This is a genomic window from Paenibacillus sp. FSL K6-1122, from assembly GCF_037977015.1.
Classification (GTDB): Bacteria; Bacillota; Bacilli; order Paenibacillales; family Paenibacillaceae; genus Paenibacillus; species Paenibacillus amylolyticus.
This window is the reverse complement of record NZ_CP150272.1, coordinates 406,192-419,991: the sequence shown is the minus strand read 5'-3', so window position 1 is coordinate 419,991 and position 13,800 is coordinate 406,192. Positions and strand designations below refer to the sequence as shown.

The following is a 13,800-nucleotide window of genomic DNA, read 5'->3' as shown; positions in this document are numbered from 1 at the left end:
AACGCATCATAAATATGTATTTTGGTTCATATTTTTAACCAAAAGGTGTATTCAAAATGGAAAATATTGAGCTATAATGTTATGAAATGAATTTTTACTATTTTTAGTATTTTGTTGAAAGGGGATTTACGAGAACGTATGAAAACCATTGTATACATATCTGATTTCAGGCTTCCAACTGGATTAAACTTCGTTAAACCTTTGCAGAAATTGGCTGATCACAAGAAAATTCTGATTATTGAACGGCATAATTTGCATCATGATGAGGTCCTCAGGGACTTCTTTGATGAAATTAGATATGTCGATCATCTGGAGTCCGTAGATGCCATCCGGGAGCATATGATGCAGATCCGAGAATCCCATTCCATCTCTGCTCTGTTAACGCCGGGTGAGAATGCGATTGAGATCGGTGGTCAGCTCCGTTCCGAGTTCGGGATCCCCGGTATGCAGCGCAATCAGGCTGAGGCTGTTCGCAATAAATGGATCATGAAACAAATGCTGCATCAACGCGGAATTCGGACATCCCAAATTGCCATTGCTCTACATGAACAGGACTATATTCGTTTCACTGCTGTACACGGCTTCCCGATTATTGTGAAACCACTCAGCGGATATGGAAGTATCAATACGTTCAAATTGTCCAGCATGGATGAACTGGTACATTATCTACACCATACAAGACAAGCACAGCAAAGGGATTTGCTGGAGGAATTCATCCACGGTACGGAGTTTCATTGTGATTCCATTGTGTCCAAGGGCAAAGTTGTATTTGCATCTGTTTCCCAATACCTGTATAACTGCCTGGATATTGCGACGAAGCAGAAACCTCCAGCCAGTATTACGTTCCCTGAAGGCACGGAAGCTGATTTTATCCATCACATCAAAGAACTCAATGAACAGGTCATTGTTGCCTTGGGTATCAATCAATCCGTAACACATGCCGAACTTTTTCTGACTCCAGAAGGAGAAGTGGTGTTTGGAGAAATTGGTGCAAGAATCGGGGGATCGCATGTTATGCCTCCTTGTATCAAGAACACTCATGGCGTTGATTTCTTCGAAGCCGTCACTGATCTGGAAGTTGGAATATATGAATTTAAGCAACAGCAGACACGCCATAAATTCACAGGCATGATCTGCTTCCCTTCACGTGCAGGGGTAATTCAACACATATCCGGGATAGAGGATTATGCCGATATCCCTGGCATCATTGAGTTCAATGTATCCTATCAAGTGGGGCAGCGGGCCGGGGACGTCAACGATACCATGACCCGATCAGGCTATGCTATCGTGGAGGGTGATTCGTTCGAGGAATTGCGTCAAACCCTGCTGGATATGTACGATCGCTTCAAGATTGAAGTGACGGTTGCTGAAACCGTATAAGATGTACGGATCATCCTCACTGTTTTTGGTCTGGAGTGACGGTTATCTTGGGGAGGGCTGGAATTATTGTCTTTATTCAAAACCTACGCGGGTCTGAGCCGCGATATCTATTATCTCTGTTTAGCCAGAACGATTAACAGCACGGGAGATTTTGTATTCTCCCTGATTACCTTGGTGCTTACGTTAAAGATGGGCATGAATGTGGTCAGTGCAGGGATCTTTGTGTCCATGGCAGCCCTGATTAGCGGACCCGGTGTACTTCTCGGCGGCTATTTAAGCGATCTTATGGGCAAAAAAACAATTATTGTCATCGGGCAACTGTTGTCTGCCATCATGATTATAAGCTGCTCTTTTTGGTCAGGCACCATTACCGTTGGTTATCTTCTGATTGCAGTCATGTTTTTCATCAGTATTACCCGGCCTGCTTATAATGCACTGATTATTCAACTGTGTACGGAGGAGAAAGAGCGAAAGTCCGCCTTTTCCCTCATGTATCTGGGGGCCAATCTGGGTATAGCCATCGGACCACTGATCGCCGGTTTTTTTATCAAGGATCACGTCAACATTGTCTTTATAAGTATCGGCACCGTGTTTCTGATATCTACCTTTATCATCATCAACCAGGTTAAGATCGGCACGCGCAAGGAATTGGCATCAACAAACAGCGAACATGCTGGACAACAAGAACAACAACGATTGAGCCAACCGCCTTCGCCGTTATTCAGACTACTGCTGAAAAATCCACTCGTTGCCTTTTTCATCGTTGTGTCATTTCTTAACTATTTTATCTATATGCAATACTCATTCAGCCTCCCACTCCAGATGAATCATTCATTTGGCGAGAACGGGGCAGCATATTACGGCTCTGTCATGACCATCAATGCCATTAGCGTCATTATTCTTACCACAGTGATCCTGTCCGCTACACGCAAATTAACTGCCCTAAACTCCATAGCTACAGGCGCACTCTTCTATGGAATCGGATTTGGAGCCTTGAACCTGCTCGGAACCTTCCCCCATTTTTCCATCGTCGCCTTATCCACGGTGCTGTGGACCATTGGAGAGATTCTCGTGCAGACCAATATCAATCTGTATATTGCTTCGCGTGTACCCGATACACATCAGGGCCGGTTTAATGGCTTGCTGTTATTCGTAGGTTGCCTGGGTTATACACTTAGCCCATATTTGACAGGCATTTTCATCAAAAGCATGGACATGGAAAGTGTATGGATCATTATTCTGGCTGTCAGTCTGTTCTATGCGTTGTCTATGATTATTCTCTGGTATATCGAAAAAAGCTCAACAAGAAGAAATGAAATGAAACAGCTGGATCACTCAAAAAGTATCTGAACCTCAGGGCAGCCTGTTCTGCCCTTTTTTCCACTTTATTTTCACACCAAAACAGGCAAATGTGCATTCGCATCATACTCAATCAATTGCTGACCCGTATGCAATCTCTGTACTAGATCTGGATTGGCGATAAACGGTCTGCCGAACGCTGCCAGATCTATGCTTCCCTCACCAATCGCGTGCTCTGCGGTTTGAACATCCAAATCCCCCACACCAATGATGATTCCATCCCACTGACTTCGAATCCGCTCGTGAAAGGACTGCTCCTCTTCCCACGCTTTTGTATATTGATCTGTTGAAGGATGCAAGATCGTAATTCCCGTCTCACGGAACAAATTAAGATATGCATCGATCATTCCAGCTTTATCTGCCCATGCATAGGATGCATCATCATCCTTTTTCTCGGAAAATCGTACCGATATTCGATCTACACTGATCTCTTTTTTCACAGCCACAATAATATCCTGCAAGAACCGCAATCTGCCCGCTGTGTCTCCTCCGTATTTGTCTGTTCTGTGGTTGGTCTTCTCATTGATAAACTGGTCGATCAGATACCCATGCGCAGCATGCAGCTCGATCCCGTCGAACCCTGCCAGAACCGCATTGCGGGCGGCCGTCTGAAAATGCTGAATTGTATCCGCTATATCCTGTGCACTCATCGCTTGAGGAACCTGATACGGCTTATGCAGCTTATGCACTCTTCCCTCTGCCGCAAGGCTGGAAGGTGCCACTGGAGTGGTTCCGATCATATCGGAGTGGGACAACCTGCCAACATGCCATAATTGAGCAATAATGGTGCCGCCATGTCTGTGGACAGCATCCGTTACCCTTTTCCAAGAAGTCGTCTGTTCATCTGTATATAAACCGGGGATGCCGTAGGTGCCTTTGCCTGCCAGATTGGGGTTAATGCCCTCGGTAATGATCAGCCCCACACCATCTCGCGCACGCTGCTCATAATACGCCACCATCTCATCCGTCACGGTCCCCTCCTGATCATCAGCAAATCCCCGGGTCAACGGTGCCATCACAATTCGGTTCCTTAATTGCCACTGATGAATCGTTACCGGGCTTAATAATGTTGAACGTGTATTCGTGTTATCCATGTCATATCCCTACTCTCTTTGTCATTAAGGATATTGTACGGCGGCTCCGATATATCGTAAAATGATTGAAATATATAGTTGTATCTCTCATAGAGATACCTAACATCAGCATCTGCAGAAGTAATTGAAGGTAATCCACGTTCAGGAGGATACAGCATGGAACTTTCCGATATCGATATTGTTCTCGCGGTGGCGCGTTCAGGCAAAATCTCACAGGCCGCCAAAGAACTGAATTACGCGCAATCCAATGTCACTACGCGCATCAAAAAACTGGAGCAGGAATATCAAATCCAGTTGTTCAACCGATTTCCCAAAGGTGTTGTACTGACCTCCAAAGGAGAACAGTTCGTCCAGTACGCCACACAGATTCACAACCTTTTGCATGATCTGAAGCAGGATATGACCGATCCCGGGGAGCCTTCCGGCACACTGAAAATCGGCATTGTAGAAACGGCGGCATCCAGTCGTTTTATGGAGATTCTGAATGAATATCAAATAACCTACCCGAAGGTGTCCATCTCACTCGTCAACGCCACTTCACCCAAAGTACTACGCAAGAAAATACAGGACGATGAGATTGATGGTGCTTTTATCAGCGGGGCTTGTGTGAAGGAGGGTCTGAAGGTGGAATATGAGATGCAGGACACGGTTCATATTATCTCCAAGAAGATGGATACACCACCTGAAAGTCTGTGCCAAGTATCATGGGTTGTTTTCCCCGAGGGCTGTCCTTATCGTGAAATGACCGAAGAATTTCTGCAGGAAGAAGGGTTGTCCGCACGTAATATCATCGAAGTGAGTACGATGGAAAACCTGCTCAGCTGTGTGGAGTCTGGAATTGCTTTTACCATTATGCCCTGCAACGTTATTCACAAGAAACCGGATGATTTCTCCGTATTTGATCTGGCAGATCGTTTTACCCATACCACGACAACCTTTGTCCGCGGTGAGGATCGGTATGTCAGCAGTGCGCTGGATCAATTCATGAAGCTGCTGAATCAGAAGTGCATTACGTTTTAATATAGGTAACTCAGTACCCCTCTTTCAACCGCTGATCTTCTTGATTACTAAATGGACTAGAGCACATTGATCGAGACCATAAAAAACAAAGCAAAAGGCACTCATACAGAGTGCCTTTTGTCTTCCCTTTATACCTATTCAATTAACACCTTACTCCACCTTGAATCGCGCAGCCGATTCGGCCAGCTTTTGCGTCAATTGATCGATCGTATCAACCATGTTGGCCAACTGCTGTACTGTTGAAGATTGCTCCATCATGGTTGCTGTTACCTCTTCAACCGAAGCGGATACCTGCTCTCCTGAAGCCGACAAACTATGGGCTGACTCCAGTACATCATCCTTGTTCTGTAACATCTCCTGCATCTGTCCTGCCATCGTAGCGATCTGTTGATTAATGACCGTTACCTTCTCCAAAATCACATCAAATGCCTGGCGAGTCTGCAAGACAAGCTCATCCTGTCTGGACGAGATGGTGTGAATTTCGGCAACACTTTGGTTGTTCTCGGCGACATCGGCCAGATTCTGCTCGATAATGCTGGAGATTTCCTTGGATTGGCGGGAGCTCTGCTCTGCCAAGTTGCGGATCTCTTCGGCCACAACCGCAAATCCTCTGCCATGCTCACCTGCCCTTGATGCTTCAATTGAAGCATTCAATGCAAGCAGATTGGTCTGCTTCGCAATCTGGCTGATGGCTTCCGTGATCTGACTAATACTGCCCGAACTGGTTTGAAGTTTGACGGTAATCTCCGAGATTTTCTCCACTTCCCGTTCGTTCACCTCGTTGATACGCATCAGTTCATTCACGACTTCATTCCCATTGTGGAATACCGTTTCGATCTCATCTGCTCTTGCCTTCACATCCTGTGCACTGTTGTTCATGGCAGCCACTTTATCGCCAAAGCTGTTGAATTTGCCTGCAATCTGCTCGGTATCTTCCGATTGAGCCTCCATGGCTTTGGCAATCCCCATGGACGTTGCCGATGTCTCATCAATGGATCTTGCCGTCTGTCTGGATGTCTCCTCCAACTCCTGAGTGCTGGCCTGAAGGACATGAATCGAACTGTTCATATCGGTAATAAGGTTCCTGTTCTGCTCCACCATACCATTGAAGCTCTCCGCCAGATCCTTGAATTCGCTGTTATACTTGCCATTGGCCTTAACGGTCAGATTGCCTTGAGCAAGCTGTTGGAACAGACCGCTCAGACGTATGATAGGTCTTGTAATACTGCGAGAAATCAGCAATCCCACACCAATAGCCAGAGCAATCCCGATCAATATCACGATAACCATCTGGCGCTGCATATCCTCTATCGGACGCTTGATATCGTCATAATCGTCAATAATGAGCACAGAGAGATCTGCACCCGGAATCTGATTAATACGATAGTAGGTATCTTCTCGATCCATCGAAGTGATTTTCACTTTCTCATTGGCTCTGGCCTCGATGATTCCCATCGCTTCCTTGTCCGCTTCCAGCGTTTGTCCCACAATGGAAGGGTCCAGTGAATCATACATGATGATGCCGCTACGGCTCAGCACTTCAACTCTGCCCTCGGCATTGATTTTAATGTCTCCGAGTTGCCCCAGGAAAAAGCTGCTGTCCACCGACATAGCAAGCACACCCAGGTTATTCCCCTCTTCATCGCTGATAGGCTCCGAGAATACAATAATGAGCTTCTTGCCAGTCTTAGAGACGACCGCGTCACTGATGAAGGATTTCCCCTGTATAGATTCCTTAAAATATTCCCGATCTCCCCGTGACTGACCAATGACTTCTGGCATGGTTCCTGCCACCATGATTCCTTCCTTATCAAAAACGAACAGATCTGGCTTACTTCCTTCCGTTTCCGATATACTGTCGGTCAAGATCGTATTGGCCTTATTGAAATACGGGTTCTCATCCGATAAAAATTCTTCATCCGTCATGTCAGTTGTATCACGCAACTTTAAGAGTTCTTTAAAAGTACTATGTACGGATATCGAATGACTCAATTGTTGTTGAAGTTGCATCGCTGTCCAAAGCCCTTCCCCAAGGCGGTCAGCCATCACATTCATTTCATCCTTGCTTTTCTTGACCACAACATCAGATGAAATCATATAACTTGTGGTCGTTGCACCAAGCAGAACCAAAACAACCAATACACTGATCATGAAAGGCAGCTTGATTTTAAGCGACATATTTTTGATCTTATGTCCTACACCTTTTCTTTTCCCCATTTCCTTCTCCCCACTTCCCTGAACCATCTGCATCTGAACGATGTACATACATTATCGGAAAAATCCATAATAAAATTGATCAATTAGGGAGATATTGCCACTGTTTTTCTTTTTTTGAAATTCTGATAGCAACATAAAAAAATGGCCTGTCAGATCGACTATCCATCTTGGAAATGGATGTTGCCGTTATCTAACAGACCGTTTTAAGTTTTTTTATGAATCTATTAAGTTTACTTGCGCAATCTCCGGGAACTCAATGAGTGATGACCATTCTGCAAGAATGTACTGCGCGTATTCTTCATCTGTTCAATCCGTCGCTCAGCCAGACGATCTGCGGCAACATAGGTTGCGATGCCCTCGGTACGTGAGCTTTCGAATATTTTCTCCAGAGTGGAATAGATCTCTCCGATCTTGCTCCACGCCCGATCCGCGTTATAACCGTTCAACTCATCCGCAATGTTAATTACGCCACCTGCATTGATAACATAGTCAGGCGCATATACGATGCCCATATCATACAGCTGATCCCCATGACGGGTCTCCAGCAGCTGATTATTGGCACAGCCCGCTACAACCTTTGCCTTGAGCGTTCTGAGCGTATCGTCATTAATCGTGCCGCCCAGTGCACATGGTGCATAGATATCACATTCCACACTCGTGATGTCTGCGGGATCAACTGCTGTCGCGCCGAAGCGGTCCACAGCCTGTTTCACCGAGTCCTTATGGATATCCGTAACGATCAGATGTGCACCTTCCTCATACAGATATTTGCACAGATGCATCGCCACATTGCCGACACCTTGGACCGCTATCGTTTTACCCTCCAGCAGATCGGTACCAAATGCTTCTTTGGCTGCTGCCTTGATCCCACGATATACACCCCAAGCCGTTGCAGGCGATGGGTTACCGGATGAACCATAACTCGCCGAGATGCCTGTCACATAATCGGTTTCCTGATAGATCAGGTTCATGTCCTCTTCCGTTGTTCCCACATCTTCGGCCGTGATATAACGTCCGTTCAACCCTTGAATATATCGTCCAAACGCCCGAAACATCGCTTCGTTTTTGTCGCGCCGCGGATCTCCGATGATAACGGTTTTGCCACCGCCCAGATTCAGGCCAGATACCGCATTCTTATATGTCATACCACGGGCAAGGCGCAGGGCATCTTCAATGGCTGCTTCTTCTGAAGCGTAAGTCCACATCCGCGTGCCTCCCAGCGCAGGGCCGAGTGTTGTGTCGTGTATGGCGATAATTGCTTTTAACCCTGAATTTCGATCCTGGCACAGAACCAGTTCCTCATAATCGTGATGCTCCATTGCTTCAAACCAACTCATGTGCTAACCGTCTCCTCCAACCATTTTTGCGATCCAATCGCATTGTTCTCTATTCATTGACCATCCTCTATTGTACCCATGAATACCCAGTTTGTGCAAAATCACATCGCAATGTCAGAGAAGCATCGATCGATGTTTCTCATATGGCGGGAGCAAAGCGGTCGAATTTTAGATTATAATTTTATCGTCTATCCATAGAAAAACCTCTCTCCCTCACAGGAGAAAGGTACAATTCTCTCAACTACATCAACCTATTCGCCCCAAGTAGGCCACTTGATCGTTCAAATTTATGGGAGCGTCTCAACCACATTAATGGGATGCAAATCGCCATCCACAGCAAATGAAGCCTGTCCTGTCTCCTCGGAGACAACCAACACAACCGCATCCGTCAATTCACTGAGTCCCAGTGCAGCCCGATGACGGGTGCCTATTTTCCGTTCATGCACTTCCGCCTGTGACAACGGCAATACATTACCAGCAGATACGATCTGATTACCACGAATCAGAACAGCCCCATCATGCAGAGGTGCACCGGGAATAAACAGCGATTCCAGCAACGCATGCGTCACTCGTGCATCCACAGTCACGCCTGAGTGAATGATCGACTCCAACGGAATCTCCCGTTCAATCACAATCAACGCCCCATATCTCCGGTCAGATAGATGCTGCACGCTCGATGTTAATTCGGCAAACTTCTCGGTAAAGGGTGACAGATAACAATCCAGATAAAACGAAGAGGCGAGCACCTCGATCTGCTTGATCTCCGCTCGAATCTCTGCAAATTGCCCCAGCAGACAGGCACTGTCTTTGTCAAATTGGGATAACGTCAGATTCATACGCTCTGCTACACGATGGAGGTCTGCCTTAAGCTTCTGCCTCATCGAGGAACTGTCACAGTCTGCTTGCTGAGTCATCATTCGCCGCCTCCTTGGTTGGCTTGGGCTTCACGCCGCATCATTAGTACCCATACCTTCCCCTCTGGAGCACATACTTATGCAATGGCAGGCTGTAGGATTTAATCATGGGATTCATTGTAACTGATATAACAAGCAAAAAAAGAGCCTGTCCGCAAAACTCCACGGTCAGACCCTATTCGCATAATAATTTGATGTTTATCTACTTTACTTATTGCGCTTTGCCGTATGAACCTGTCTTAAATGTAGTCGGATCATACCATTTGTACCCTGCCGCTGGTGCAACCCATGGCTCAAGTTGCGGCTCGGTTGATGCGGCCGGAGCTTCGATAGGAAGCAGGCTTGTTGCCGTATCCAATGTCAATCCTGGGACTTGTGCCAGACTGGTGTAGCTCTCTTTGACCGCGAGCCATTTCACAGTATTCACAAGGAACGTTGCATCATCCACTTCTTTGAATCCATCATAGGTCTTCTTGGTAGCACCTGTCTCTTCACGCAAATATTTCGGAGTCGCGTCTTCTACAGGTGAAGAGTCACCGATAAATGCGGCTTTGCCTGCACCAACCTTTGCAATGGCAGCATAGGCTCCTTCAGCTCGTCCACCACCATTGTATACGCCCTGATCCACGGCATTGCCCCACTTGGACACACCACTTGGTACATACACCAAGCCTTTGGCCTTGTTAGGATCTATAATCGCAATGGTCGATCCCGCATGCATGGCTACAGAATTAACACCAGTCGTAATGCCAAAGGATTGTGCAGGTGCAACGATATCCGATGCGTTCACATCTCCAAGGGCATTGTAGCGGAAACGGACACCAAAGTTAGTCGCGAGCCAGTCTGAACTCGTCACACTCTGCATCGCTGGTGATTCGGCTTCAGCCGAAGACATGCCTTTGGCCGGATTCAGGAAGGCACCGCGGCGATAGCCATTGAATACTTCGGAAGAATCCCAGCGGTTTTTGTTGCGGTCTGCATTATAGTGGTCGGAGATGAAGAAGATACTTCCTCCGTTCTGCACGTACTGCACCAGCGCTGCCTGCTCAGTCGCTTTGAACGGCACGTTGGCTTCGCCAATGACAAAGACGTCGTAATCTTTCAATTTATTATAGGTGATGGCTTGCTCACCGAAAGTATACGGGATGCTGCGTTCCAGCTGATCCACGGCAAAGCCTGCGTTTCGCAAACCATTGGCAAAATCCGAAAATGCCCCGTCAATAATCCAGTCGGCAGCACCTGCTGTCTGGGCGTGGGTATTATCGAACAATACTTTCTTGCCGGTACCGTCCGGCAGTGTTGTGCCCGGGTTCGGTTCTGGATCAGGATTGGTTGTTCCGGAGGAAAGTGTGATGGACGTTGGGTTTTTGACTCCTGCATAGCTGTTGTAGGCACCGAGGGTTCCGGTTACGATGATCTTTTTGCCTACAAGACTGGGGTTGGACGCCAATCCATATTGCGAACGGAAAGATGAGGGAACCTGTACATCCAATAATCTGGCGTTGGTTCGCTCTGACGCTGAGTCTGCAATCAGAACATTAAAATCATTGGCATACGGAGATGTAAACTTCGCGGTAAGCGACCCGGTAGCATGTCCAACAATGATTCCTTCAACCGTTGCTGTTCCTCCACCGCTCTGGGCAGCGATGGCCTGAGATACCGTAAGTGGTGCTGCAGCTTGTACCGGACTTTGCGAACCCGGCCCCAGCAGTGCAGTTGCCATCATGATAAAGACCAGGAATGCCCCGATCCAGTGCTGCCATAACGCCTTTTTCATATTCCCTTTCTCCTCCTCATAATTACCTGATAATGGGTTATCCTCCTTTAATTTAATTGTTCATATGCTGAATTCCTCTTTCTTTTTGTAAAGTTTATGAAAAAGTTTAGAAGTTGAGTCTATTGGCCCATACTGATTATCATTAGAATTCCATTTACCGAAGGAGTAAAACGATGATGAAATTGGTATTTTTGATACTCTTGTTGATTGTTCCGCTGATTATGGCTTATGTTGCTCTTCGTTCCCGGATGGTTAGACGATTGTTTCATATTCTTGCGCTGCTCTGCTTCTATAGTGCGGCAACGGTCATCGCAGGTGATGTGTATGCGACGAATGCTCATATGACCACATTCACCACCGAGATTCATCATTTCCTGTTGAATGGCTGGTTCCTGTATCCGTCTGCATATCTCGGTGTATACATTCCCTATGTGCTGTGGATGAGCCTATTTTCAGAAAAAAGTTAAATTCGATGCGGACTTGGGATTGCATTTTACCAACGTTCATTGCATAATGAATATATAAACATGATAATGATTATCATTCTTGAACTTGTCTCTTTGTAACTTTCTACTGCATATGATTTTACGATTTTATAGATAAAGGGGAACGAACATCGAATGAATACAACTCTGCAAAAGGCTGATCTGCAGCTTGACGATTATTTGGATCTTCTGAACCTGGCAACCAATCTGGGTGATACGAGATGGCAAAAGGAAATTATCCGCAAGTTGGCTTATACTTATCCCGCAGTTCAATGTAAACAACCACAATAGCATTCCACATACATCATAGATCTACATTATGGCTCATGACCGATTCATTCGTTGAATCTGTTATGAGCTATTTTTGTTGTACAATGAACAGTAAAGTTATTCAAACGTGAAGGAGTGAACAACGATGCAACTGGAGACTGACAGACTGATCATCCGGGAGATTCGGGAGACCGATTGGAAAAGTATACATAGCTATACATCCATGACAGAAGTTACTCAGCATACGGCATGGGGCCCGAATACGGAAGAAGATACACGAGCATACGTGCAGTTTGTGTTGGACACACAGCAGGCACATCCAAGAGAGGGCTTTGAACTTGCAATATGTTTGAAAAGTAATGGAACTCTCCTTGGCGGAGTAGGTATTCACGTGATGGAGAAAACCAATGCAGAGATCGGTTATGTCCTTAACCCCACCTATCAAGGGAAAGGTTATGCCGCCGAAGCAGCCCGCGCTTTACTGGGTTTCGGTTTCAACGAACTGGGCATTCACCGGATTTACGCCAAATGTCGTCCGCACAACACAGCTTCGGAGAATGTCATGAAGAAGATTGGCATGCAGCGAGAAGGGCTATTACGCGAGCACTGGTTCTACAAAGGTTCCTTTCATGACTCTGTGATCTATTCGATTCTTGCAAAGGAATATGCAGGTGAACAATTGCAAAGAAACACAAAAAGCTGACTCCCAAATATGGGACGCCAGCTTTTCTTTTACTCCGTAACGACCCCAATCGCCAATGGAGGTGAAGCCTTGAAGCCTCATTTGGAATCCAAATCAAATTTGTTCCTCAGGGATGCAACCGTTGATCTTTCCTTATATAGGATTACCTCGGAACAAACTAATTTACAGTCGACACAGCTCTACCGGACAGCTCGGGAATGTCGGACATCCACACATACAGCGCAGGGCTGCCAGATCCCGAATCATCAGTTTGCCGTCCATCATATCCAGCGTACCTTGTTCCTTCCATGCCCCCAGCATCCGCGTTACGCTCTCCCGGGTAGCTCCAATCATCTCGGCAAGATCGGTATGGTTCAGCTTCATGTCCAGCACAATACCATCCGGTGTAACCCTACCATACGAATTGCTGGCACGGATCAGTGTCGAAGCGAGCGCACCCGCCTTGCCATAGAGCAGCAAATCACGGAATCTCGACTGGGTGATCCGCTGCGAGAGTGCCATCCATTGCAAGAATTTCAAGGCAAGGTCGCCATGTTTGCTGAGTATACTTTCCAGATCGCTAAGCGAGATAATGGCCAGTTCCCCTTTTTCCGCCATCTCTGCACTGTAGCTATGATTCAATCCTCCGATGCCGCCGAATTCACCGATGAGATCGCCGCTTTGCTGAATGGATAAAATAATTTCCTTGCCATCCTCCGTCGACTTGGTCATTTTCACTCGTCCCGAACGAATGTAGTACAGATATCCGGCTTCATCGCCTTCGAGAAAGAGACTATACCCCGACTTCACCCGTTTGGGCTGCATTTTTGCTTCAATCAGGCCCCATTGCTCAGATGTAACGAACGAAAGGATTCCGCCTGTCTCTCGTGTCATTTTGCCCGCCTCCGTTTGTTTCTGCTCTGCTCTTTGGGTTGTTCTTTCTACAAATACTGTACCCATAACCTTCGTCCCCCTCGGTGATTCCTTATGTATCCATCATACCGCGAAAGTAGCGAGAGGGTTATCGGGGGATTACCTGATCATTAACGAGAAACTCCCTGAATTTGCTGTGAGAAAAGTCACATTTCACCGATATGCCTCATCCTTCGCATTTCTTCAATCCCTTGGTGCACCTGACTCAGGAGTCCTCCACTGCCCAAGTTCAGTAGATTATAGAACGGAAATAGGGGTTTTCCCTGAATTACAACGTACGAGAAAGGGTCTACAATAGAATTAACATTGTAATACCCTTACTTTAAGATGAT

Annotated in this window: 12 protein-coding genes; 6 read left to right on the top strand and 6 right to left on the bottom strand. The window is 46.5% G+C overall.

Annotation, left to right across the window (positions count from 1 at the left end; translation table 11 throughout):
- Positions 1-138 precede the first annotated feature (138 nt).
- Together NSQ20_RS01985 and NSQ20_RS01980 are read left to right on the top strand one after the other, a co-directional pair.
- Positions 139-1,380: an ATP-grasp domain-containing protein gene (locus NSQ20_RS01985; RefSeq protein ID WP_340031704.1), complete on the top strand. Its 1,242-nt coding sequence runs from the start codon at positions 139-141 to the stop codon at positions 1,378-1,380.
- Between the two features lie 66 nt (positions 1,381-1,446).
- Positions 1,447-2,730 carry an MFS transporter gene (locus NSQ20_RS01980; protein ID WP_340031703.1) on the top strand — a complete coding sequence of 428 codons (1,284 nt, stop codon included), beginning with the start codon at positions 1,447-1,449 and terminating at the stop codon, positions 2,728-2,730.
- 41 nt (positions 2,731-2,771) lie between these two features.
- Here the strand turns inward: NSQ20_RS01980 and NSQ20_RS01975 are convergent, their stop codons facing one another.
- Entirely contained in the window at positions 2,772-3,833 is a 1,062-nt protein-coding gene (locus NSQ20_RS01975; protein ID WP_340031702.1) for an alkene reductase, read from the bottom strand.
- Positions 3,834-3,989: 156 nt separating this feature from the next.
- On the opposite strand from NSQ20_RS01975, the gene NSQ20_RS01970 reads away from it, so the two are divergent.
- Positions 3,990-4,853, top strand: coding sequence for a LysR family transcriptional regulator (locus tag NSQ20_RS01970; protein WP_036673084.1), 864 nt, complete (start codon positions 3,990-3,992; stop codon positions 4,851-4,853).
- A 150-nt stretch (positions 4,854-5,003) separates the two neighbouring features.
- Here NSQ20_RS01970 and NSQ20_RS01965 read toward each other — a convergent pair whose 3' ends face one another.
- From NSQ20_RS01965 to NSQ20_RS01950, 4 genes are all read right to left on the bottom strand, one after another.
- Positions 5,004-7,070 (bottom strand): methyl-accepting chemotaxis protein, encoded by a 2,067-nt coding sequence (locus NSQ20_RS01965; RefSeq protein WP_340031701.1) that lies wholly within the window; start codon positions 7,068-7,070, stop codon positions 5,004-5,006.
- Positions 7,071-7,300: 230 nt separating this feature from the next.
- Positions 7,301-8,407 carry a Glu/Leu/Phe/Val dehydrogenase gene (locus NSQ20_RS01960; RefSeq protein WP_340031700.1) on the bottom strand — a complete coding sequence of 369 codons (1,107 nt, stop codon included), beginning with the start codon at positions 8,405-8,407 and terminating at the stop codon, positions 7,301-7,303.
- Positions 8,408-8,694: 287 nt separating this feature from the next.
- On the bottom strand, positions 8,695-9,324 hold the full coding sequence (gene cdaS, locus NSQ20_RS01955) for a sporulation-specific diadenylate cyclase CdaS (protein ID WP_253505129.1): 630 nt from the start codon (positions 9,322-9,324) through the stop codon (positions 8,695-8,697).
- A gap of 208 nt (positions 9,325-9,532) precedes the next feature.
- Positions 9,533-11,047 (bottom strand): DUF6359 domain-containing protein, encoded by a 1,515-nt coding sequence (locus tag NSQ20_RS01950; protein ID WP_340032979.1) that lies wholly within the window; start codon positions 11,045-11,047, stop codon positions 9,533-9,535.
- Positions 11,048-11,271: 224 nt separating this feature from the next.
- On the opposite strand from NSQ20_RS01950, the gene NSQ20_RS01945 reads away from it, so the two are divergent.
- From NSQ20_RS01945 to NSQ20_RS01935, 3 genes are all read left to right on the top strand, one after another.
- Positions 11,272-11,565, top strand: a complete 294-nt coding sequence (locus NSQ20_RS01945; protein ID WP_339786951.1) for a hypothetical protein — start codon at positions 11,272-11,274, stop codon at positions 11,563-11,565.
- Between the two features lie 153 nt (positions 11,566-11,718).
- Positions 11,719-11,874, top strand: coding sequence for a hypothetical protein (locus NSQ20_RS01940; protein ID WP_017691064.1), 156 nt, complete (start codon positions 11,719-11,721; stop codon positions 11,872-11,874).
- Between the two features lie 124 nt (positions 11,875-11,998).
- Entirely contained in the window at positions 11,999-12,556 is a 558-nt protein-coding gene (locus NSQ20_RS01935; RefSeq protein WP_340027829.1) for a GNAT family protein, read from the top strand.
- Between the two features lie 162 nt (positions 12,557-12,718).
- Here NSQ20_RS01935 and NSQ20_RS01930 read toward each other — a convergent pair whose 3' ends face one another.
- The gene (locus NSQ20_RS01930) at positions 12,719-13,495 is read right to left on the bottom strand and encodes a Crp/Fnr family transcriptional regulator (protein ID WP_235193905.1); all 777 of its coding nucleotides are present in this window, start codon (positions 13,493-13,495) and stop codon (positions 12,719-12,721) included.
- Between the last annotated feature and the right edge of the window lie 305 nt (positions 13,496-13,800).

What these genes read in the sequence shown, in the direction of transcription:
- NSQ20_RS01985 (WP_340031704.1), top strand. Translation starts at nt 139, where the DNA reads ATGAAAACCATTGTATACATATCTGATTTCAGGCTTCCAACTGGATTA.
- NSQ20_RS01975 (WP_340031702.1), bottom strand. Translation starts at nt 3,833, where the DNA reads ATGGATAACACGAATACACGTTCAACATTATTAAGCCCGGTAACGATT.
- NSQ20_RS01970 (WP_036673084.1), top strand. Translation starts at nt 3,990, where the DNA reads ATGGAACTTTCCGATATCGATATTGTTCTCGCGGTGGCGCGTTCAGGC.
- NSQ20_RS01965 (WP_340031701.1), bottom strand. Translation starts at nt 7,070, where the DNA reads ATGGGGAAAAGAAAAGGTGTAGGACATAAGATCAAAAATATGTCGCTT.
- NSQ20_RS01960 (WP_340031700.1), bottom strand. Translation starts at nt 8,407, where the DNA reads ATGAGTTGGTTTGAAGCAATGGAGCATCACGATTATGAGGAACTGGTT.
- cdaS (WP_253505129.1), bottom strand. Translation starts at nt 9,324, where the DNA reads ATGATGACTCAGCAAGCAGACTGTGACAGTTCCTCGATGAGGCAGAAG.
- NSQ20_RS01950 (WP_340032979.1), bottom strand. Translation starts at nt 11,047, where the DNA reads ATGATGGCAACTGCACTGCTGGGGCCGGGTTCGCAAAGTCCGGTACAA.
- NSQ20_RS01945 (WP_339786951.1), top strand. Translation starts at nt 11,272, where the DNA reads ATGATGAAATTGGTATTTTTGATACTCTTGTTGATTGTTCCGCTGATT.
- NSQ20_RS01940 (WP_017691064.1), top strand. Translation starts at nt 11,719, where the DNA reads ATGAATACAACTCTGCAAAAGGCTGATCTGCAGCTTGACGATTATTTG.
- NSQ20_RS01935 (WP_340027829.1), top strand. Translation starts at nt 11,999, where the DNA reads ATGCAACTGGAGACTGACAGACTGATCATCCGGGAGATTCGGGAGACC.
- NSQ20_RS01930 (WP_235193905.1), bottom strand. Translation starts at nt 13,495, where the DNA reads ATGGGTACAGTATTTGTAGAAAGAACAACCCAAAGAGCAGAGCAGAAA.